The organism is Paenibacillus riograndensis SBR5 (assembly GCF_000981585.1).
GTDB lineage: Bacteria > Bacillota > Bacilli > Paenibacillales > Paenibacillaceae > Paenibacillus_AQ > Paenibacillus_AQ riograndensis.
The window spans coordinates 6,367,034-6,388,231 of sequence record NZ_LN831776.1 but is presented as its reverse complement, the minus strand read 5'-3'; the positions used below and the strand labels follow the sequence as shown (position 1 = coordinate 6,388,231).

17 protein-coding genes and 1 tRNA gene are annotated in these 21,198 nt (G+C 52.9%); 14 read left to right on the top strand and 4 right to left on the bottom strand.

Translation table 11 applies throughout. The annotated features are described in order from the left end of the window. Positions 1 to 8: 8 nt before the first annotated feature. Together PRIO_RS27020 and PRIO_RS27015 are read right to left on the bottom strand one after the other, a co-directional pair. Entirely contained in the window at positions 9 to 1,043 is a 1,035-nt protein-coding gene (locus PRIO_RS27020; protein WP_020427186.1) for an ABC transporter permease, read from the bottom strand. Next, complete coding sequence (locus PRIO_RS27015; protein WP_020427187.1) at positions 1,040 to 1,771, bottom strand: ABC transporter ATP-binding protein; 732 nt, start codon at positions 1,769 to 1,771, stop codon at positions 1,040 to 1,042. The genes PRIO_RS27020 and PRIO_RS27015 overlap by 4 nt, the downstream gene beginning before the upstream one ends. 431 nt (positions 1,772 to 2,202) lie before the next feature. Here PRIO_RS27015 and PRIO_RS27010 point away from each other — a divergent pair, with 431 nt between their 5' ends. The 6 genes from PRIO_RS27010 to PRIO_RS26985 all read left to right on the top strand — a co-directional run bounded on the left by PRIO_RS27010 (position 2,203) and on the right by PRIO_RS26985 (position 8,938). After that, the gene (locus PRIO_RS27010; protein WP_020427188.1) at positions 2,203 to 2,646 is read left to right on the top strand and encodes a hypothetical protein; all 444 of its coding nucleotides are present in this window, start codon (positions 2,203 to 2,205) and stop codon (positions 2,644 to 2,646) included. Between the two features lie 213 nt (positions 2,647 to 2,859). Next, positions 2,860 to 4,287, top strand: a complete 1,428-nt coding sequence (locus PRIO_RS27005) for a stalk domain-containing protein (RefSeq protein ID WP_020427189.1) — start codon at positions 2,860 to 2,862, stop codon at positions 4,285 to 4,287. Between the two features lie 51 nt (positions 4,288 to 4,338). Then, a complete protein-coding gene (locus tag PRIO_RS27000; RefSeq protein WP_020427190.1) occupies positions 4,339 to 5,202 on the top strand; it encodes a phosphate ABC transporter substrate-binding protein in 864 nt (287 codons plus the stop codon). A 93-nt stretch (positions 5,203 to 5,295) separates the two neighbouring features. Next, positions 5,296 to 6,246, top strand: coding sequence for a phosphate ABC transporter permease subunit PstC (gene pstC / locus PRIO_RS26995; RefSeq protein ID WP_020427191.1), 951 nt, complete (start codon positions 5,296 to 5,298; stop codon positions 6,244 to 6,246). Beyond that, positions 6,243 to 7,118 (top strand): phosphate ABC transporter permease PstA, encoded by an 876-nt coding sequence (gene pstA, locus PRIO_RS26990; RefSeq protein WP_020427192.1) that lies wholly within the window; start codon positions 6,243 to 6,245, stop codon positions 7,116 to 7,118. The genes pstC and pstA overlap by 4 nt, the downstream gene beginning before the upstream one ends. 365 nt (positions 7,119 to 7,483) lie before the next feature. Next, positions 7,484 to 8,938, top strand: a complete 1,455-nt coding sequence (locus PRIO_RS26985; protein WP_046501121.1) for a transposase — start codon at positions 7,484 to 7,486, stop codon at positions 8,936 to 8,938. A gap of 345 nt (positions 8,939 to 9,283) precedes the next feature. Here the strand turns inward: PRIO_RS26985 and PRIO_RS26980 are convergent, their stop codons facing one another. Beyond that, positions 9,284 to 9,778: a hypothetical protein gene (locus tag PRIO_RS26980; protein ID WP_046505548.1), complete on the bottom strand. Its 495-nt coding sequence runs from the start codon at positions 9,776 to 9,778 to the stop codon at positions 9,284 to 9,286. A 33-nt stretch (positions 9,779 to 9,811) separates the two neighbouring features. Beyond that, a tRNA-Arg gene (locus PRIO_RS26975) sits at positions 9,812 to 9,885 on the bottom strand. Positions 9,886 to 9,995: 110 nt separating this feature from the next. Between PRIO_RS26975 and PRIO_RS26970 the strand changes: the two genes are divergently transcribed. From PRIO_RS26970 to yihA, 8 genes are all read left to right on the top strand, one after another. Next, positions 9,996 to 10,952, top strand: coding sequence for a hypothetical protein (locus PRIO_RS26970; protein WP_046505546.1), 957 nt, complete (start codon positions 9,996 to 9,998; stop codon positions 10,950 to 10,952). Positions 10,953 to 11,050: 98 nt separating this feature from the next. Continuing rightward, positions 11,051 to 12,391, top strand: a complete 1,341-nt coding sequence (gene tig, locus PRIO_RS26965) for a trigger factor (RefSeq protein ID WP_020430251.1) — start codon at positions 11,051 to 11,053, stop codon at positions 12,389 to 12,391. Positions 12,392 to 12,680: 289 nt separating this feature from the next. Continuing rightward, positions 12,681 to 13,271 carry an ATP-dependent Clp endopeptidase proteolytic subunit ClpP gene (gene clpP, locus PRIO_RS26960; protein ID WP_039838062.1) on the top strand — a complete coding sequence of 197 codons (591 nt, stop codon included), beginning with the start codon at positions 12,681 to 12,683 and terminating at the stop codon, positions 13,269 to 13,271. A 12-nt stretch (positions 13,272 to 13,283) separates the two neighbouring features. Further along, positions 13,284 to 14,540 (top strand): ATP-dependent protease ATP-binding subunit ClpX, encoded by a 1,257-nt coding sequence (clpX, locus tag PRIO_RS26955; protein ID WP_020430248.1) that lies wholly within the window; start codon positions 13,284 to 13,286, stop codon positions 14,538 to 14,540. 113 nt (positions 14,541 to 14,653) lie between these two features. Continuing rightward, positions 14,654 to 15,793, top strand: coding sequence for a flavodoxin-dependent (E)-4-hydroxy-3-methylbut-2-enyl-diphosphate synthase (ispG, locus tag PRIO_RS26950; protein WP_039789803.1), 1,140 nt, complete (start codon positions 14,654 to 14,656; stop codon positions 15,791 to 15,793). Positions 15,794 to 16,102: 309 nt separating this feature from the next. Next, the gene (lonB, locus tag PRIO_RS26945; protein WP_046505542.1) at positions 16,103 to 17,812 is read left to right on the top strand and encodes an ATP-dependent protease LonB; all 1,710 of its coding nucleotides are present in this window, start codon (positions 16,103 to 16,105) and stop codon (positions 17,810 to 17,812) included. Between the two features lie 296 nt (positions 17,813 to 18,108). Further along, complete coding sequence (gene lon / locus PRIO_RS26940; protein WP_046505538.1) at positions 18,109 to 20,472, top strand: endopeptidase La; 2,364 nt, start codon at positions 18,109 to 18,111, stop codon at positions 20,470 to 20,472. A 12-nt stretch (positions 20,473 to 20,484) separates the two neighbouring features. Continuing rightward, positions 20,485 to 21,150, top strand: coding sequence for a ribosome biogenesis GTP-binding protein YihA/YsxC (yihA, locus tag PRIO_RS26935; protein ID WP_020430241.1), 666 nt, complete (start codon positions 20,485 to 20,487; stop codon positions 21,148 to 21,150). The last annotated feature ends 48 nt before the right edge of the window (positions 21,151 to 21,198 follow it).

The window sequence follows — 21,198 nt, the reverse complement described above, 5'->3', positions numbered from 1 at the left end:
CCTGATGTTTACATTTTACGGTGCTTGCGCAGAGCCAGCACATTCAGCAGCATGAACAGCAGGGAGAAGCCGATCAGCGCATAGACATCCAGTGCGATGGCGCTCCAGCCTTTGCCGCGGATCATAATATTCATCAGCGCTTCGGAGCCATAGTAGATCGGGGTTGCCAGACCGACACGCTGCAGCCACAAAGGAAGGGTATCCAGCGGGAACAGCCCGCTCAAAAAGATCTGGGGCACGATAACCAGCGGAATGAACTGGATCATCTGCAGCTCATTGGAGGCATATGCCGAGAGCAGTGTGCCCAGCGTCAGCGCCGACATGGAGAGCAGCAGGGTCATCAGCAGCACGTAGCCAAAGCTTCCGGCCATCATAATGCCGAGCACCTGGATGGAGAACCAGGAAATCAGCAGCGCCTGGAACACGGTGAATATCCCGAAGCCGCACACATAGCCGAGCACAATCTCCCAGCGCTTCAGCGGGGTGGAGAGCAGGCGCTCCAGGGTTCCGGTGGTCCGCTCCCGCAGGAAGGAAACACCGGCAATCAGGAAAACAAAGAAAAAGACAAACACCCCGATCATAATCGGCCCGAAGCGGTCAATAGTCTTCATATCCTCCGCGCCGTACAGATAGCTGATCTTCGGCTGGATCTGGCCTTCTCCGCCAGCAGATTGCAGGTTCCGGGTTGCGGCAGTCAAGGCCAGCAGCACCGCGCGGTTTGCAGTCGGATTGCTGCCCTCAAGCATCACTTCGGGAGTCGTTCCGTTCAGTGTAATCAGCGCATCCAGCTCACTCTCTTGAAGGGCTGCTTTACCCTCGTCCGCTGACTCGTAAGCTATAACAGTGGCGTTCTGCGCTTCAAGCGCACGGGTGAAGGGGACGGCTCCGCCGGAGACGCCGATCTTCGGCTCATAGGCATCTCCATTGAACACCAGACTCATCAGGCTGAGTACGAGAAGCGGGGCAATGAACATCAGCGCCATCGTTCTTTTATCGTGAATGAATTGCTGCAGGATTCGCAGGGTAATCGCGCGTACTCTCATCGCCGGGCACCTCCATAATATAGAAAAGCCTCCTCCATCGAAGCTGCACCAGTGTTCTTAAGCAGATCAGCAGGGGTGTCCACGGCCAGCAGCTGCCCGTCCCGGATCATGGCCAGGCGGTCACATTTCTCCGCTTCATCCATCACGTGGGTCGTCAGGACGATGGTGGTTCCTTTCCCGTTTAGTGTCCGCAGCTCCTTCCAGATCGACTTGCGCAGCACCGGATCGATGCCAACGGTGGGTTCGTCAAGAATGAGCAGCGGAGGTTCATGCAAGAGAGCGATGGCCAGCGACAGCCGCCGCTTCATTCCCCCGGAATATTGGTCCACACGCTTGCGCAGATGCTCCTGCAGGTTAACTACCTCCATCACATCAGCGATCCGGCGGGTGCGGTTTCCATCTCTAAGACCATACAGGGACGCAAAGAACTCCAGATTTTCTTTGGCGCTAAGCTCGCTGTAAAGTGCATCCGACTGTGCCATATAGCCGATTTGCTGCAGCATGGAGAGTTTAGGCATTTGAACACCCAGCACCTCCACCTGGCCTGAGGTCGCTTCATCAATCCCGGTCAGCAGCTTTACAAGTGTAGTTTTCCCTGAGCCGGAAGGGCCAAGGATACCGAAAGTCTCTGCCTGCTCCACCTGGAGTGAAATATCCTTCAGTACCTCCTTTGTGCCAAATGCGCGGCGGACATGGGTTACAGCAATCACAGGATGTCCCTGATTCATGTCAATCTCCTCGATTCCATAATTATGAGTGAGTACTCACTCATTATATTAGATCAATTCCTTGCAGTTGTAAACCGCTTTTTCGGTAATGACGACTATATAGATTAAACTTGTGATTTTTCTATTTCGGGATTGGTCGTAACTCCAGAGAATGTTTGGACTTCCGGCCACTGTTGTCTGCAGATTTCTTGATTTGTACCGCTGTTCGCGGTGGAAATCCGCAGACAAAGGCGGACGCTACCGCTCCTACATTTCCAAACTTTTCTTCCGCCACGTTTCCCTGTTTGTATATTTTTAAGTTTAGTTTATATAAGTAAAGATTTTTTTAAAATTTTAGCAAATCGGGTTTTAATCCGTGGAAGTACAGGGTAATTATGGGTATGAACAAGTGTTCTGATTGTAATACAGACCATGGAGGAGGAGTTAGAAAGATGGCCGACAAGAAGGTTGCGCTTCCCCTGCTGGTGCTTGCGGCAGCCGTGGGGCTTAGTGCATGCGGCAATCCCGGAGGAGAAGCAGACGGTAGTCATTTCCGCACTTTGGCAGAAGAGAATGTGGACAAGCCGCAATATCTTCCCGGGGATTTGCCGATTCCAGCCGGTGCGGGGATTACGTTAACGGAAGGTAAGGCGGTGGACGGAAAGAAATCCTCCATGCTGGTCTATGAAACGCAGGAGAGCATGGATGCACTCGGGAGCACCTATCAGAAGTATGTAAACGACAAGGCTCTGAAACGCGGGACGCAGATTGTCGACAGGAACAACATGATTATTAACGGCAAAGTTCCAAACGCCTACTCCTATTCTATTATTGGCACCCGTTCGGATTCGAATCCAGGCAGTGCCGAAATTATCGTTACGTGGATTGAGAATTAACATTCCTCCGTTATTTTCCGCAATTCTAGCCCTCTTTTCATCTACAATTTACCTTGAGGCCGACTCTGATATTTCAGGGGCGGTCTTTTTTTGATGCAAGCTGTACGCCATTCATCATCAGTTAATATTTCCATAACATTCCTCTCGAACAGAATTGACATTCGTAGATGAAAATAGCATTAGCAGTTACCTATAGGAAAAGGGTGAGTCTAATTGAGAAATAGTAAATGGTTCAGCGCGGCTTTAGCTTCAGCAATTCTCGTTGCAGGAGGAGCGGGAAGTATTGCGGCAACAAGCAGCAGCGCTAATGCAGCCGCCGTAAATACTGCATCAGTCAAGGAAAGCAGCATGACCTGGTCTGTGAACGGAACGCCGGTTGCACTCAGTACCATTAACAGCGGCGGTTACAAGCTGTATTCGCTGAATCAGGTGGCCGGTGAGCTTGGAGCCAAGCTGATCTTAAGCAGCAGCGGTTTTGAACTGAACGACAGCAAAGGACTACATAATGTAATCATTAAGGCAGGTGCAAAAGGTTATCAAGTGGATGGTGCGGCACAGCAGTTCACCGTTGCTCCTGTAATTTATAATGGCAAGGCCTACGTAGAGCTGACCAAGCTGGTTACTGCCCTTGGCGGAGAACTACAGGCTGAAGACCAGACCATTCTGAGCTTTGCCCGTCCGGAAGGGCAGTTCGATACCCTTCATTGGAATGCAGACGGAAGCATCATTGCGAACAAAAGCGATTCCGAAACCGCCCAGCTTTTCAAATTCAACGCTTACCCTGGCGATTATGAAATTTTCTCTTCCAATAGCAGCGCATCGGATTTCGCGGTTTCTACCGATCAGAAATGGGGCGCGTTCACCGATGAGACAGGCCAGCTCAAGCTGATCAATCTCGCCAGTGGAGCCATCTCTTCCCTCGGGACCGACACCAGCGTGAAAACAGATCTGGTCTGGTCGGCGGACGGCAAGACAATCTACTTCATCCAGGGGGACAAGCAGGAGAAGATTGCTCAAATCTCCGTGGAGACCGGAGTCGTCAAAGCAGTGCTTGAAGACAAGGTAGAGAACAAATCAGAGCTGCGTCTGTCTTCCGATGCCAAAAGTGCCGTGTACATTGTGAACGTAACAGGCGTGGCTAAAAATGATGCCGACAGCACCGAAGATTCACTTACCGTAGACTTCAGCAAAGCTGGGGAGCAGATCTATAAGCTGGACCTTGCCGCCAAAGATGCGAAGCCTGCAGCCCTGACCACAGCACTGGACAACAAGCTGTATCCGGAAATTCTGGCGAATGGCAGCGTGGTGTACCTGAGCGCTGATCCGGACGGCAATGCAGCCAATACGCTAAAATCCATTGGGACGGACGGCACCATCAGCAGCATCGCCCTTGACGTTGAACCAACATGGGTTACTGGTATAGCTTCAGGCTTGATCGTTTCCGGTATCGCGGCAGACGGAAGCACATCTGTCTATTCCATCGACGGCAGCGGCGGTAAAACTGTGCTGTTCCACTCCACCGAAGATGTTTCGGAAGTAGCGGTATCGAAAGACGGCAGCAAGCTCGCTGTTATCAGCGACGGCAAGGTGCTGGCAATTCAGAGCGGCAAAGCTCTCCAGCTCTCGAGATCAACCGACTAAGGCATAACCTACACAATATAACGGCGCAATCGCCGAGAGGAGAAATTATTCATGAAGGTTTTCAAAAAATTAACAGTCACAGCATTGACCGCTGTCATCGCAGTAACTGCATCTTTTGCCGGAATCGCGGCCGCAGCTGACTCTCTAAAAGGTAAAATTACCGTCAACGGATCGACTGCACTGCTTCCGCTGACCCTGCAGGCCGCCAAGGAATTCCAGAAGCTGCACCCGAAAGTCAAAATCGCCGCTTCCGGTAAAGGTTCTGTAACCGGACCGCAGGCTGTGAAGAAGGGCATTGCCGACATCGGCGCATGCGACTGGGATGCCAGCATCGACGTTCCCGGTTTCAAAGCTTTTGACGGACAAGTGGCCAACAAGGTAGCCGTTATTCCTTTTGCCACCATCGTCAACAAAAATGTAGGTGTAGACAACCTGACCACAGAACAGCTGCAAGGTATTTACTCCGGTAAAATCACCAACTGGAAAGAAGTCGGCGGATCGGATGCCAGCATTGTAGTAGTTACCCGCGCCTTCGGTTCCGGTACCCGTGTCAACTACCAGGCCAAGGCCCTGGCTGGCGGAGATATCGTGAAGAAAGAGAAGAATTACAAGGAAACCGGCTCAAGCGGTGACATGAAAACAGCTGTTGCTACAACTCCTAACGCCATCGGCTACATTGACCTTGTCTATGTAAGCGGCAGCGACATCAAGGCTGTGAAATTCAACGGTGTGGCAGCAACTACAGATAATGTCATTAACGGTTCGTACAAGATTTGGGCTTACGGCTACTACATGACTAAAGGCCAGCCTACCGGCGCAACCAAGGAATTCATTGATTATGTGCAGAGCAAAAAGTTCCAGAACGGTTCTTTGAAGAAGCTTAAATTCATTCCGATTGCTGCAATGAAGGGTTAAGTGTAAGTCTCTAGGGATCATAAACATATATTGAACGGTAACAGCGGCCAGCTCCGATATCATGCGGGGGTGGCCGCTTACAGGAGGGAAAGTATGGGGGCACCGGTCCAGAACCTGGCATCGAGGGCACAGAAGGGCAGCCTTGCAGAAGGCGGCATAAGCGCCAAACGCCACAACAGGCACTTGTTCAGCAACACCATGTTTCGTTATTATTTTCTGTTCAGCATCCTTGCACTTTGTCTGGTGCTTGGACTTGTCATTGTATTCATCGGCAAAACGGCGCTGCTTCTATTCGACAACATCTCGCCGCTGGATTTCTTCTTCTCGTTCAACTGGAGCCCGGAAGAGGAAGCCTTTGGCGCCGCTGCCTTTATTGTAAATACATTATCGCTGACAGCCCTGACGCTGCTCATCGCGGTGCCAGTCTCGGTGGGAATGGCTGTGCTCTGTGCGGAGATCGCTCCGAAATGGCTCACTAGCTTTATCCGGCCGGTGCTCGATTTGCTGGTCGGCATTCCTTCTATTGTATACGGCTATCTGGGGCTGACCGTGTTATTGCCTTTTCTGCGCAGAGTCAGCGGTGAGGGGCTCGGGGATGGCCTGCTTGCTGCTGCGCTTGTGCTTGCCTTGATGGTGCTCCCGACCATTTGCCGGATCAGCGATGATGCCATCGTTGCCGTTCCGCGCAAATACCGCGATGCAGCCTATGCCCTCGGCTCCACCCGCCTGCAGGTTATTATGCGTGTTGTTCTGCCCGCGGCCAGCAGAGGCATTATCTCTGCAGTTATTCTGGGCATGACCCGTGCAGTCGGCGAGACGATGGCCGTGGTCATGGTGATCGGCAACACGCCGCAGCTGGCCAAGTCACTGTTCACACCATCTTCGGTGCTGACCAGCAACATCGTGATGCAAATCTCCAATGTCGAATTTGACTCCACCTGGAACTATGCGCTGCATATGATGGCCTTTCTGCTGCTGTTAATTTCGTTTGTGCTGATCCTCATCATCCGCATATTAGGCCGGAAAAGGAGGGATGCGGCATGAATTTCACCCGTACCCGCCATACGGCCCGTTCCCAGCGGAACAATAAAATCGCAAACATCGCTTTTTACACTTTGGGCGCTCTGGTCATGCTGCTGATTTTCTGGCTGCTCTTCACCATTCTGAGCAAAGGTCTGCCTTCGCTGAGACCGGACTTCCTGATCAAGCAGCCGGAGGAAATCGATGCCGGAGGCGGCATTGGCCCGGTGCTGTTCAACTCCTTCTATATTCTGTTCATCTCTCTGCTGATTTCGATTCCGATCGGTATCGGAGCCGGGATTTATATGGCGGAATATGCGCCGGACAACCGCTTTACCGGCGCGCTGCGCATCTGCGTAGAGTCGTTGTCCTCGGTTCCTTCTATTGTATTCGGGCTGCTCGGCCTCGCCATCTTCGCCGAATACTTCAACGTGGGACTGACCATTCTCGGCGGGGGAGTCAGCCTGGCGCTGCTCAACCTGCCTATGCTGGCCCGGGTCACGGAAGAAGCGGTGCGCGCCGTTCCCGGAGAGATCCGTGAGGCCGGCTATGCCCTCGGGATGACCAAGTTCCATGTCATCCGCAAGGTGGTGTTGCCGGTAGCCATGCCGGCGATTGTGACGGGTGTCTGTCTTGTGGCCGGACGCGCCTTCGGCGAGTCGGCTGTTATTATTCTGACGGCGGGTCTCAGCACCTCGGGAGAGATGTGGGATTTCAATCTGTTCTCGCCGGGTGAGACGCTGGCAGTGCATCTGTGGTATGTGCAGTCTGAGGCCATCGTGGAGGATGCGCGGCAGATTGCCGACAAATCTGCGGCTGTGCTGGTGTTTGTAGTGCTGCTGATCAATTTTATGTTCCGCTTCCCGCTGTGGCTCGGACGTCGCCGGGGACGCTGAACAGCTGAAGTTATCTGTTTTTCTTGAACCGGGTGCCGTCCTTGATAAAGGGGCGGCACCCGGTTTAGTTTACGGAAAATATACAATTGCTTAAAATTGTTGATAATACTAAAATGAAAGAATTCCATACATGCTACAAATTTCGACAGTTCTCTAGTGGATCTATTGCGCATGGAAGGGCGCATGCTCTCGGCATTGCCTTGTAGCCGCCCGGAAGGCGAATCTATTGCATTTTCGAGACAATTTCATAATTCAAAACCCTTGCTAGGATTGGTTTTTTTGAGCATAGAAAAGGGAGTACCTCCCCAAATCTCGAAGATATAGGTGACCAAACCAACATCCGAGAATGAAAAGAGGTAATCCCCATGTATTCTATTCGGCAAGAAGAGCTGTTTTCCTTTGAGGATTTGTTGCTGATGCGACCGGAAGATAAATACAGTCAGATCTTTGAACACTTAAATCTCGCTCCGGTCTTGCACGCGCTTGGAAAAAAGAACAACCGTGGGCGGCCGGAAGAACTAAACGTACCCGCGATGATCTACTCGCTGCTCATCGCAAAAATGGAGGGCATCGAGTTTGTATCCGCGTTGGTCCGGCGACTTCGATTCAGCGAGGAATTTCGGGTGCAGTGCCGGTTCACCGGTTCCAACCGCATCCCGAGCGAAGCCTCGTACTCCCGTTTGATTCATGTGCTTGAGCAAACGGGCATGCTCGAGGACCTTCAGGATACTCTGGTGCTGTCCGCCCTGGAGGAAGAGTTCGTTACGGGTATGCATCTCGCTTTGGATTCCTCTATCGTTGAGGCTTGGGATAGCCTATTTAGCGAAGCTGCATCCAAACGCCGCGCGGCCCGCCGTGCTAAAAAGCCAAGTGATGCTCCGGTGGCTCAGCAGCTGCAGCTAGAACTCACCGAGCCCGAGTCCGAGCCTGTGGACGAGCGGCCCAAAAAACCCGTCTACCCGCCTGGACGTCCTTCTGCTGAAGAAAAGGAACGTCGGCGCAAGGAACGGGAAGCTTATGAAGAGAGCCTAGGACCGTTTGAGAAAACCATTGAACAGATGCTGCCCTACACGTACGATGAATTGCTTGCAGCATTACCCCGGCATGCCGCGCGTTGTGACAAGAAAAATGCGAAAGGTAGACTTACCAGTTATTACGGGTTCAAGGCAAATCTGCTGGTCGATGCGGACTGTCAGTATATTCTTAGTGGCTTATGGAGTTCGGCGAATTTGAATGACCAGCGCATGGCGGTTATCCTTCTCAAAGGCCTGCTCCTGAAGTTTCCTAGGTTAAACGTAAAGCATGTCTTGGGAGACAAAGGGTACGACAGCGCAGCCATCTACCAGTTGATTCATTCGTTAGGCGCCTATCCTACGATTCCAATGATTCACCACAAAGAGCCGCCCAAGGGAATGAACTCGGACTACAATCCCGTATGCTCACAGGGGCATACCTACCGCTACGACAGTTTTGATGCCAAGTACGAAACGCTGAAGTATACCCAGCCGAGCCAGTGCAAAGACTGTCCACTTTCCGGTTCCGGCTGCCAAAAGGTGTTTAAAATCCGCATACAAACGGATTTACGCAAGCACACCTATCCCGCAAGAGGTAGCGAGAGCTTTACAGAGCTGTACAAGAAGCGTACGGCAGTGGAGCGAGTTTTTGCATATCTTAAAGAGTATTTTGGCATGAAACGTACGCGTCACCGCGGCGTCCGGGCAAGAGTTGATTTCCAGCTCAGTACACTAGCTTACAATCTCAGCAAGTTTGCGCTAGACAAGTTAAACCAGCGGTTACGCAACTCCCAGCAAGTGGCCTGATTTTTTAAAAAATGACCTTAGATTTTGGCCGAGTCTTGCTATTCAGCAAACTGAATTATGAAATTGACTCTTTTCTGCAATTGTTTGAGCTAAAAATCCGGCTTGTTTCATTTCTGCTGTATTATCTGCAATAGAAAAATACGTTTCGTCCATTTTGAAGCCGAATCGGTAATTTCTACTGTATGAAATACAATAGAATGCGCATCGAGCGTCAATTTGAACGATTCTATTGCAGAGAATGCAATAGAATTGTTTATAACCCATTGATCAGCGTCTTGTTGCCTCCGACGACAAACAGCCTCCCCGAGGGGAGGCTGTCAGGTGACGTCCCGGGAGGGATGCAGCCTACGGCTGATTGCGAAGCGGGCCCTCCCGAAGCGAATGCTCCAACGAACCCGCGCCCGGGTTCTCATCCCCCGGACGCACAAACAGCCTCCCCGAAGGGAGGCTGCCAGGTGACGTCCCGGGAGGGATGCAGCCCGCAAGCGGCTGATTGCGAAGCGGGCCCTCCCGAAGCGAATGCTCCAACGAACCCGCCCCCGGGTTCTCATCCCCCGGACGCACAAACAGCCTCCCCGAAGGGAGGCTGCCAGGTGACGTCCCGGGAGGGATGCAGCCGGCAAGCGGCTGATTGCGAAGCGGAAGCTCCCGAAGCGAATGCTCCAACGAACCCGCGCCCGGGTTCTCATCCCCCGGACGCACAAACAGCCTCCCCGAAGGGAGGCTGCCAGGTGACGTCCCGGGAGGGATGCAGCCGGCAAGCGGCTGATTGCGAAGCGGAAGCTCCCGAAGCGAATGCTCCAACGAACCCGCCCCCGGGTTCTCATCCCCCGGACGCACAAACAGCCTCCCCGAAGGGAGGCTGTCAGGTGACGTCCCGGGAGGGATTCGAACCCCCGACCGTGCGCTTAGAAGGCGCATGCTCTATCCAGCTGAGCTACCGGGACATAAGAGCATTACTGAAAAGCAAGCAAAAATTATGTTACCATATGTAGATAACTTTTTCAACCTGTTTTTTTGAAACCGCAGTGGGATATGCTATAATCTACAATTGATCATGGTTCGGAGAAAAGGAGGTGCCCTCATTAATCATTCGAATTCCCCCGCCAAAGAGAATATCGTGCTGTTTCCGAAGACGCTGGATTACTACCAGATCCAGTTAACGGTAATGCTGGAGAGTGAACGTTACGGGGAAGCGATGGAACTGCTGCGGTTTTTGCTGCAATGCCAGGGCCAGGACGAGCGGCACTATCAGGAATGGCAGTCGCTGCTGGACTGGCTGGAGGCTGCCTTCCCCTATGCATCCCGTGACGCGGAGGGAGACAGGGAACCCTCCGGGAGTGAGCAGGATCTGAAGGAAGAGGACATGGCCCGGATTTTGGCCAAGTCGAAGCTTGAAGAGGATGCGGATTATCCTGACAAGCTGCTGAAGAAGGTCATGAACGAGCCTTTATCAGAGTCGACGATACTCGCGCTTGAGCAGCTGTCCTATCTGGAAGGGGGACAAGTTGACGAGGCGCTTATAGGCTGGCTGGAGCAGGCAGCGGTTCACCCGCTTTTGCAGTTCCGCACGCTGCAGACACTCCGCCGCCGGGGAGCGCAGGGCACCATCGGACTTAAGCGCGGAGGGGAAGTCGCAGATGTCGAGATTGAGAAGGTGCCGCTGACGAATGAAGAATTTCCGCCGCAGGTGGGCCAGGTGCTGGAGCGGGTGGCCGAACAGGCGGAAGTGCATGAGCCGACGCTGTATTATTTTGCACAGGAGCTGTGGGGTCAGTTCATGATGTCGGTCTACGGCTCAGCGGAGTACCGCAAGCTTCTGGAGGGAGAGGACGAGCAGCTGGATATCTGGGCCGGTGCGCTGCACCAGATGGTGTCCGAGAGCCTGAACGGAACGCGGCAGGAAGAGGAAACGCGGGCCATGTACGGAATCACGGGCAGCATGCGCTTTCAATTCGAGGGGGCTTACCGCTCTCTCAAAGGATTTGTAAAGAGTTCTCTACTTGATAAATGAAGTAATGTTGTATATAATATAATGGTTATTCTGTGCGTGAATTACGTGAATTTTTTTAAAGAAAACATGTAACCTATTTTTGGAGGGAAAAGTATAATATGAAAGCAACCTGGGAAAAAATAGAGAAGAACCTTGGAGTTCTAGAAGTCGAAGTAGGAGCAGAACGCGTAGCTGCAGCGCTCGACAAAGCTTTTAATAAAGTAGTGAAGAAAGCCAACGTGCCTGGTTTCCGCAAAGGCAAAGTGCCGCGGCCGATTTTTGAATCCCGTTTTGGTGTGGAAAGCCTGTACCAGGATGCCATCGACATTCTTCTTCCGGAAGCTTACGGTGAAGCGGTTGAAGAAACCGATATCTTCCCTGTAGACCGTCCTGAAGTGGATATTGAGCAATTTGCCAAAGGCCAGCCATTCATCTTCAAAGCTAAGGTAACCGTTAAGCCTGAAGTGGTACTGGGCCAGTACAAAGGTCTCGAAGTTCCGGCTCAGAAGGCTGAAATTACGGAAGATGAGCTGAACGCTGAATTGAAGCGTCTGCAGGAGCGTCATGCTGAGCTTGTTGTGGTTGATGACGAGCCCGCAGCTAACGGCGACATTGCTGTGATTGACTTTGACGGATCTGTGGATGGCGTGCAATTCGAAGGCGGCCAGGCAGAACGCCACTCCCTGGAGCTGGGAAGCAATTCCTTCATTCCAGGTTTTGAAGAGCAGGTTGTGGGCATGTCTACAGGAGACTTCAAGGATGTTGAAGTGACTTTCCCAGAGGCTTACCATGCTGAGAACCTTGCCGGCAAAGCGGCAGTATTCAAAGTAAAAGTACACGAAATCAAACGCAAACAGCTTCCTGAGCTGGACGACGAATTTGCGAAGGATGTAAGTGAATTCGATACGCTTGAAGAATACAAAGCAGATCTGAAAGCACAGCTCGAATCCCGCAAGCAGGAAGAACTCAAAGGCGCACGTGAAACTGCGGTAGTTGACGCAGCGGCAGCTAATGCCGAAGTTGAAATTCCTGATGCCATGATCGCAAGTGAAGTAGCCAACATGGTTCGTGATTTCGATAACCGTCTGCGCCAGCAGGGTATGAACATGGATATGTTCCTGAGCTTCTCCGGCCAGACCCGTGAAGATCTGGAGCTTCAGATGAAGGGCGATGCTGAAAAACGCGTCCGCAACAATCTGGTTCTGGAAGTTATCGCAAAGGCAGAGAACATTGAGGTTTCCGAAGAAGAAGTGAATGCAGAACTCGCTTCTATGGCTGAATCCTTCAAACGTACTCCTGAAGAAATCCGCAGCATTCTGGCAGCCAACGGTTCCCTGAGCAGCTTGAACGATGAAATTTCGCTGCGCAAGACCATTGATTTCCTCGTGGAGAACAGTGTAGAAGTTGAAGCTCCAGCTACACAAGAAGAAGCTGCACCAGAAGAAGCAAGCGCTGAATAATCCTTTTCGGAGGCTGGACTCCATCTAGAACGGCCAGATAGGCGGCCTCCATAAACATAGATAAGGCACGTAATTTCTTTACGTGCCTTATTTTTTATCGACGGAGAACGAATACGATACATAGTCACAGTCAGAGTGATTGGCATTATCATGGGATTTGCGCTATAATGGCAGGCACATGTACAATGCGATACGGTGCAGAAGTGAAAAAATGACATCGCGCCTTGAACGTGTTAAAATATTTCTGAAACGGAAAGACTAATCTGTACAGAGAAAAGAGGTTGGTGGCATGAGTCTGGTACCAATGGTTGTAGAATCAACAAGTCGGGGAGAACGGTCATACGATATCTATTCCAGATTGCTCAAGGATCGCATCATCTTCCTAAGCAGTGCGATTGACGATGATGTCGCCAATCTGGTCATTGCCCAATTGCTGTTCCTGGCAGCAGATGACCCCGAAAAAGACATTCACCTGTACCTCAACTCGCCCGGTGGTTCTGTGACAGCCGGCATGGGTATATATGATACGATGCAATACATCAAGCCGGATGTCTCGACGATCTGTGTGGGCATGGCGGCAAGCATGGGATCGCTGTTGCTTACGGCAGGGGCTCCAGGCAAAAGATACGCACTCGCCAACAGTGAAGTGATGATTCACCAACCGCTCGGCGGCGTTCAGGGGCAGGCATCCGATATCTGGATTCATACCGACTGGATTCTGAAAACGAGACAGAAGCTGAATCAAATATATGTAGATCGCACAGGTCAGCCCCTTGAAAAAATCGAACGGGACACAGACCGCGATAACTTCATGAGCGCGGAAGAAGCGAAGGAATACGGGCTGATTGACCAGGTGCTCTCTTCACCGATCAAATCTTAAAGGGGTGGTAAGATGTTTAAATTTAATGATGAAAAAGGGCAGCTGAAATGTTCCTTTTGCGGCAAATCCCAAGAGCAGGTTCGCAAGCTTGTAGCAGGACCTGGCGTTTATATATGTGATGAATGCATCGAGCTGTGCACGGAAATCGTGGAAGAGGAGCTCGGCCATGAGGAAGAGCTGGATCTGAAGGATATTCCGAAGCCGAAGGAAATCCGCGACATCCTTGATCAATACGTCATCGGCCAGGAGCAAGCGAAGAAATCGCTTTCCGTAGCCGTATACAATCACTACAAACGTGTCAACAGCCAGAGCAAGATCGAAGATGTGGAGCTGACGAAGAGCAACATTCTGCTTCTCGGTCCAACCGGCTCCGGTAAAACACTCTTGGCGCAGACCATGGCGAAGATTATTAACGTTCCTTTTGCCATCGCAGATGCCACTTCCCTTACGGAAGCGGGGTATGTGGGTGAGGATGTAGAGAACATCCTGCTGAAGCTGATTCAGGCTGCTGATTATGATGTGGAAAAAGCAGAACGCGGCATTATCTATATTGATGAAATTGACAAAGTAGCCCGCAAATCCGAGAATCCGTCCATTACACGTGACGTTTCCGGTGAAGGCGTGCAGCAGGCTCTGCTGAAGATTCTTGAAGGCACTGTAGCTTCTGTACCTCCACAAGGCGGACGCAAGCATCCGCATCAGGAATTCATTCAGATCGACACCACGAATATTCTGTTTATCGTCGGCGGGGCTTTTGACGGCCTGGAACAAATGATCAAACGCCGTATCGGCAAAAAGGTCATCGGTTTCAATGCGGCAGTAGAAGGACAGAAGGACCTGAAGACTGGCGAATATCTGTCCATGGTATTGCCGGAAGACCTGCTCAAGTTCGGTCTGATCCCCGAGTTTGTCGGCCGTTTGCCGGTCATCTCGACACTGGAGCCGCTTGATGAGAATACGCTGGTCCGGATTCTGTCGGAACCGAAGAATGCACTCACCAAGCAGTATATCAAGCTGCTGGAAATGGACAATGTAGCGCTGAAGTTTGAGCCGCTCGCTCTTGAGGCCATTGCCAAGGAAGCCATCAAACGCAACACGGGTGCCCGTGGCTTGCGTGCCATTATTGAGAGCATTATGCTCGATGTAATGTATGAGGTGCCTTCACGTGATGACATCAAAGACTGTGTCATTACGGAACAGGTGGTGCAGGAGAAGTCCCTGCCTGAACTTAGCCTGAAGAAAGACAAGAAAAAAGAGGAAAGCGCCTAAGAGCCCTTTCCTTCACCATACAGTCATTAACAATACAAGTCATTGTCTCCACCTTACAACCGCCTGTATGGCGCGGGGAGGGTGGAGCTTTGATCGTTATGGGGGAGAAAACCATGTTCTTGAGACACCAGACCCGTCCCGTCAATGTTGGCGGGGTTATTATTGGGGGAAACAACGAGGTTGCTATTCAAAGCATGTGTACAACCAAAACAGCTGATGTCGAAGCAACGGTAGCCGAGATCCTGCGGCTGGAAGAAGCGGGCTGTCAGCTTGTACGCGTGACGGTCAACAATGAAGAAGCGGCAGCAGCTATTAAGGAGATTAAGGCGCGGATTCATATTCCGCTGGTGGCGGATATTCATTTTAATTATAAGCTGGCTTTGCTGGCGATAGAGAACGGCATCGACAAGGTGCGCATCAATCCGGGCAATATTGGGCGCCGGGACAAGGTGGAAGCAGTCGTCAAAGCCTGTAAGGAAAAAGGCATTCCGATCCGTATCGGCGTCAATGCCGGTTCTCTGGAGAGCCATCTCCTGGAGAAATACGGCTATCCGACCCCGGAAGCCATGGTAGAGAGCGCTCTGTACCATATCGGAATTTTGGAAGAACTCGATTTCCATGATATCATCGTATCCCTCAAAGCCTCTGATGTCCCTATGGCCATCGAAGCCTACCGCAAGGCCGCGGAAGTGATTCCCTACCCGCTGCACCTGGGGATTACCGAATCCGGCACGCTGTTTGCCGGTACAGTGAAGAGCTCGGCCGGGATCGGTGCGCTGCTCTCGATGGGCATCGGCAGCACCGTGCGGATCTCGCTCAGTGCGGATCCGGTGGAAGAGGTAAAGGTGGCCCGTGAGCTGCTGAAGACCTTCGGTCTGATTTCTAACGCGCCTACGCTGATTTCCTGCCCGACCTGCGGACGGCTGGATATTGACCTCTTCTCCATCGCTAATGAAGTGGAAGAGTATATCTCTAACCTGAAGGTGCCGATCAAGGTATCCGTGCTGGGCTGCGCGGTTAACGGCCCGGGTGAGGCGCGTGAAGCCGACATAGGTATTGCCGGTGCGCGCGGGGAAGGTCTGCTGTTCCGTTACGGCCAGATGATCCGCAAGGTGCCTGAAGCCGAACTTGTCTCCGAGCTGAAGAAGGAGATTGATGCGATCGTTGTTCATTTTGAAGCCACCGGCGAAATTCCGGGCCGCAAGCATGCAGGGCTGGCACCGGCGGTGCAATCAGGCAACACAGAGCAATAATTCCCGAGAGTGAAGCGGAATCCGGAGTTCTGTAAGCTATTATAAGATCTTAAGCGGACGTCCCGTCCTCCCGCCGGATAACCGGCAGGAGAGCGGGGCGTTTTATTTTATCATTTACCGGACAGCCCCCCAGCCCCCCTTGAGGTGTATCCGCCTGATTCAGCTCAGTCATAACGATGACTCTGTCTGCTAAGTATTTCCGTTTGCATAATTCTGTATGCAGGCGTTTACGAATGACCGAAAAGGCTATACTACCTAGTAGTAGCCAAATACAGGACAGGTAGACTGAAGCGAACAGGAGGATGACCTATGGAATTAAGTATATTGCTGATGATCGTGCAGCTCTTTTTCGCGCTGGTCATCGGCGTTTATTTTTGGAATCTGCTGCGGGGACAGAAGACCAATAAAACGGCGGTGGACCGGGAGTCGCGCAAGGAGCTGGACAAGCTGCGCAAAATGCGGATGATCTCCCTGACCAAGCCGCTGTCTGAGAAGACGCGTCCGGCTTCCATTGGAGATATCGTGGGGCAAAAGGACGGGCTGCGCGCCCTGAAAGCGGCACTGTGCAGTGCCAACCCGCAGCATGTCATTATTTACGGGCCGCCTGGTGTCGGCAAGACGGCGGCTGCGCGCGTGGTAATGGAGGAAGCCAAAAAAAATGGGCTCTCCCCCTTCAAAAGCGATGCGAAATTTACGGAGATTGATGCCACCACCGCCCGTTTTGACGAACGCGGCATTGCCGATCCGCTGATTGGCTCCGTGCATGACCCGATCTATCAGGGAGCAGGGGCAATGGGCGTGGCCGGTGTGCCGCAGCCGAAGCCGGGGGCGGTAACCAAGGCGCATGGCGGCATTCTTTTTCTGGACGAGATTGGAGAGCTGCATCCGATTCAGATGAATAAGCTGCTGAAGGTGCTGGAGGACCGTAAAGTGCTGCTGGAGAGTGCGTACTACAACTCCGAGGACAGCAATACACCTGCGTATATTCACGATATTTTTCAAAATGGCCTGCCGGCCGATTTCCGGCTGGTGGGTGCCACCACGCGTTCGCCGGAGGAAATTTCACCGGCACTGCGTTCCCGCTGTATGGAAATCTATTTCCGGCCGCTGCTGCCGGAGGAGATTGCCGTCATCGGGCGCGATGCGGTCCAGAAGATCGGGCTGAAGCCCAGTCCCGAAGCCATTGAAGTGGTGCAGCAATACGCTACCAATGGCCGCGAGGCAGTCAACATGATCCAATTGGCAGCGGGACTTGCATTAACTGAAGGACGGGATACCCTGAGTGCAGCTGAAGTCGAGTGGGTAGCCAGCAGCAGCCAGCTGCCCATGCGCACTGAGCGCAAGATTCCGTCTTCCCCGCAGATTGGCCTGGTCAATGGACTGGCCGTATATGGTCCGGGCATGGGGACGCTGCTTGAGATTGAGGTTTCTGCCGCACCTGCCAAAAGCGGGCAGGGAAGGCTTAATGTGACCGGAGTGGTGGACGAAGAAGAGACCCGCGGCGGCTCGCGAACGATTCGGCGCAAGAGCATGGCCAAAGGCTCGCTCGAAAATGTGCTGACAGTCCTCCGGGCCATGAACCTGGAGCCGGACCGCTATGATCTGCATGTGAACTTCCCGGGGGGAACGCCGATAGACGGCCCTTCCGCCGGGGTGGCAATGGCGGTGGCCATCGTCTCTGCCATCCGGCATCTGCCGGTGGATAACACCGTAGCCATTACCGGAGAGATCGGCATTCACGGACGGGTGAAGCCGGTAGGCGGCGTAATTGCCAAAGTGGAGGCAGCCTTCCAGGCAGGGGCCACCACGGTATTGATTCCCAAAGAGAACTGGCAGTCGCTGTTCGCCGATCTGGCCCCGCTGCAGGTGATTCCGATGGAAACGGTGGAGGAAGTGTTCCGGCATCTGTTCGGCGCTGAAACTGCAGATGTGCGCCTGCCGGCCGTATCCGGCGAGACCTTCTCGGCGGCTCCTTCGCTGCTGAAAGCGGATGCCAGCGGCGACAGCGCAACGGGTTGATTCAAGCTTGAAGGCGCTTAGCCATCTGCTGCTCCACGTTTCCTTTTATGATCAGCAGCTGTAATATCCCGGCAGGCTTCCGGCACACCATTTGGTTGTGTCTCGGAGGCCTGTTTTTGCATTAGGAGCGTGCAGACATATTCCGGGAATAAGCAGCGAATAATAAAACAGGTCTGGCAGAGCGGATTATATGGACTGAAAGCAGCAGGAGGGCTTGGCCTGTTGGTGTTTTGAAGCCGCTTTTGTTAGAATGAAGCATATGACACTACTTGAGAACCATGGGAGGTGCGAAAGCGATGATACAAAGCAAATCCAAAGGTCGTCGTTTTCCTTTATTGCCGCTTAGAGGTCTTCTTGTATATCCCAGCATGGTTCTTCACCTGGATGTGGGACGCGAGAAGTCAGTTCGGGCGCTGGAAAAAGCTATGGTTGAAGATAACCTGATTCTCCTCTGCTCCCAGTCGGAAGTGAATATCGAGGAGCCGGGACAAGAAGATATTTTTCGGGTCGGCACGGTCGCCAATGTGCGTCAGATGCTCAAGCTTCCCAACGGAACGATCCGTGTGCTTGTGGAAGGCGTGGAACGGGCCGAAATTATTAACTATACGGACAACGAGGAGTATTACGAGGTGATGGCGCGTGTGCTGCCTGAGGAAGAGGATGTGGACCAGCAGAGCGATGCCTTGATGCGCACCGTGCTGAACCAGTTCGAGCATTACATCAGCCTCTCCAAAAAAGTCACTCCCGAAACGCTCGCCGCCGTATCGGATATCGAGGAGCCGGGCCGGCTGGCCGACGTCATTACGAGCCATTTGGCGCTGAAGATCAAGGATAAGCAGGAGATCCTGGAGACCATCGATGTCAGCAAACGTCTGGAGAAGCTGCTGGATATCCTCAACAATGAGCGTGAGGTGCTGGAACTCGAACGCAAGATCAACCAGCGGGTGAAGAAGCAGATGGAGAAGACGCAGAAAGAGTATTATCTCCGTGAGCAAATGAAAGCGATCCAGAAGGAGCTTGGCGACAAGGAAGGCCGGGCCGGCGAAGCCGATGAGCTGCGCACCCTGATGGAAGAGAAGGAACTGCCTGAACGCGTAAAGGAAAAGATTGAGAAAGAGATCGACCGGCTCGAAAAAATGCCGGCAAGCTCGGCTGAAGGCGGCGTGATCCGCAATTATGTCGATATGCTGCTGAGTCTGCCGTGGACCGAGTCTACCGAAGATGACCTGGATATCCTGAAGGCAGAGCAGGTGCTGGATGCGGACCATTATGGTCTGGAGAAGCCCAAGGAGCGTGTGCTGGAGTATCTTGCAGTGCAGAAGCTGGTCAAGAAGCTGAAGGGGCCGATTCTCTGTCTGGTAGGTCCTCCGGGCGTCGGCAAAACCTCGCTCGCGCGCTCCATCGCCCGTTCGCTGAACCGCAAGTTCGTGCGTATCTCGCTGGGCGGCGTGCGTGACGAAGCTGAGATCCGCGGCCACCGCCGCACCTATGTAGGTGCTATGCCCGGCCGGATCATCCAGGGGATGAAGACCGCAGGGAGCATCAATCCGGTGTTCCTGCTGGATGAGATCGACAAGATGGCGGCGGATTTCCGGGGCGACCCGTCGGCTGCGCTGCTGGAAGTGCTGGACCCCGAACAGAACAACACGTTCAGCGACCATTTCGTCGAGCTGCCGTTTGACCTCTCGAACGTCATGTTCGTGACAACGGCAAATACCGTGCATAACATTCCGCGTCCCCTGTTGGACCGGATGGAGATGCTGTTCATTCCCGGCTATACGGAGCTGGAGAAGCTGCAGATTGCCAGCCGCTACCTGCTGCCGAAGCAGCGCAAGAACCACGGGCTGGAGGAAGGGCAGCTGTCCATTGAAGACGATACCCTGCTCAAAATTGTCCGCGAGTATACCCGGGAATCCGGGGTGCGCAATCTGGAACAGCAGATCGCGGCGCTGTGCCGCAAGGCCGCGAAGATTATCGTATCGGGCGAGAAGGAGCAGGTAAGTATCCTTCCCGCTGAGGTCAAGGATTACCTTGGCGCTTCGAAGTACCGCTACGGAATGGCGGAGCTGGAGGATCAGATCGGCACAGTTACCGGACTGGCCTGGACGGAAGTGGGCGGCGATACGCTGCTCATCGAAGTGACAGTGGTCCAGGGAACCGGCAAGCTGATCCTGACGGGTCAACTGGGCGACGTGATGAAGGAATCGGCACAGGCCGCCTTCAGCTATACCCGTTCGAAGGCCGAGGAACTGGGACTGGCACCCGATTTTTATGAAAAGAACGATATTCACATCCACATTCCCGAAGGCGCCATTCCAAAGGACGGACCGTCTGCAGGAATTACGATTGCAACTGCGCTGATCTCTGCACTTACGAAACGTTATGTCTCGAAGGATGTGGCGATGACCGGCGAGATAACGCTGCGCGGCCGGGTCCTGCCGATTGGCGGACTGAAGGAGAAGTCGCTTGCCGCCCACCGGGCCGGATACAAAAAAATCCTGCTGCCAAAGGACAACGAGCGCGACTTGAAGGACATCCCGGAGAGCGTCCGCAGCGATGTGGAGTTCGTGCCGGTTTCCCATATGGATCAGGTGCTGAAGCATGCACTGGTCGAACATCATAACGAAATCAGCAGTGAAGCGCCGAGTAGTGTGCATTAGAAAGGAAGTCCTATGAAAGTTAACAATGCCGAATTCATCATCAGCGCCGTAGGCCCTGATCAATACCCTGTTGACGCCTTGCCGGAGATTGCTCTGGCAGGGCGCTCCAACGTCGGGAAGTCTTCTCTGATCAACCGGATGATCAACCGCAAGAATCTGGCCCGTACCAGCTCCACACCGGGCAAAACGCAGCATATGAACTATTACCGGGTCAATGAAAGCATGTATTTTGTCGACTTCCCGGGCTACGGCTATGCGAAGGTGTCCAAAACCCAACGCGCCTCCTGGGGCAAAATGGTCGAGAAATATCTGGCCGAGCGCGATACTCTGAAGCTGGTCCTGCTCATTGTGGATCTCCGCCACCCGCCTACGGGCAATGACAAGATGATGTTCGACTGGCTGAAGCATTACGATCTGCCCCTGTGTGTTGTGGCTACCAAAGCGGACAAGATTCCCAAAACCCGCTGGCCGAAGCACATCAAGATTATGAAGCAGGAGCTGGGCGTGCTGCCGGGCGATAACTTCATTTCCTTTTCCTCCGAGATCGGTCTCGGCAGAGATGAATTATGGGAGCTGATTGAGCGTTATAATCAAGCTTCCGAAGAAGAGCCGGTCCTAGAGCCGGAGATTGAAGATGCTGGAAATAAAGCGCAGCCGGAAGATCCTTCCGAAGCTTAAATGGTAACCCGGTGATGCGTATTCCATAGGATCAGCGCGTATTACTCA

What these genes read in the sequence shown, in the direction of transcription:
- ispG (WP_039789803.1), top strand. Translation starts at nt 14,654, where the DNA reads ATGTTCTTGAGACACCAGACCCGTCCCGTCAATGTTGGCGGGGTTATT.
- pstA (WP_020427192.1), top strand. Translation starts at nt 6,243, where the DNA reads ATGAATTTCACCCGTACCCGCCATACGGCCCGTTCCCAGCGGAACAAT.
- lon (WP_046505538.1), top strand. Translation starts at nt 18,109, where the DNA reads ATGATACAAAGCAAATCCAAAGGTCGTCGTTTTCCTTTATTGCCGCTT.
- yihA (WP_020430241.1), top strand. Translation starts at nt 20,485, where the DNA reads ATGAAAGTTAACAATGCCGAATTCATCATCAGCGCCGTAGGCCCTGAT.
- pstC (WP_020427191.1), top strand. Translation starts at nt 5,296, where the DNA reads ATGGGGGCACCGGTCCAGAACCTGGCATCGAGGGCACAGAAGGGCAGC.
- clpP (WP_039838062.1), top strand. Translation starts at nt 12,681, where the DNA reads ATGAGTCTGGTACCAATGGTTGTAGAATCAACAAGTCGGGGAGAACGG.
- clpX (WP_020430248.1), top strand. Translation starts at nt 13,284, where the DNA reads ATGTTTAAATTTAATGATGAAAAAGGGCAGCTGAAATGTTCCTTTTGC.
- tig (WP_020430251.1), top strand. Translation starts at nt 11,051, where the DNA reads ATGAAAGCAACCTGGGAAAAAATAGAGAAGAACCTTGGAGTTCTAGAA.
- PRIO_RS27010 (WP_020427188.1), top strand. Translation starts at nt 2,203, where the DNA reads ATGGCCGACAAGAAGGTTGCGCTTCCCCTGCTGGTGCTTGCGGCAGCC.
- PRIO_RS27020 (WP_020427186.1), bottom strand. Translation starts at nt 1,043, where the DNA reads ATGAGAGTACGCGCGATTACCCTGCGAATCCTGCAGCAATTCATTCAC.
- PRIO_RS26985 (WP_046501121.1), top strand. Translation starts at nt 7,484, where the DNA reads ATGTATTCTATTCGGCAAGAAGAGCTGTTTTCCTTTGAGGATTTGTTG.
- lonB (WP_046505542.1), top strand. Translation starts at nt 16,103, where the DNA reads ATGGAATTAAGTATATTGCTGATGATCGTGCAGCTCTTTTTCGCGCTG.
- PRIO_RS27015 (WP_020427187.1), bottom strand. Translation starts at nt 1,771, where the DNA reads ATGAATCAGGGACATCCTGTGATTGCTGTAACCCATGTCCGCCGCGCA.
- PRIO_RS26970 (WP_046505546.1), top strand. Translation starts at nt 9,996, where the DNA reads ATGGTTCGGAGAAAAGGAGGTGCCCTCATTAATCATTCGAATTCCCCC.
- PRIO_RS27000 (WP_020427190.1), top strand. Translation starts at nt 4,339, where the DNA reads ATGAAGGTTTTCAAAAAATTAACAGTCACAGCATTGACCGCTGTCATC.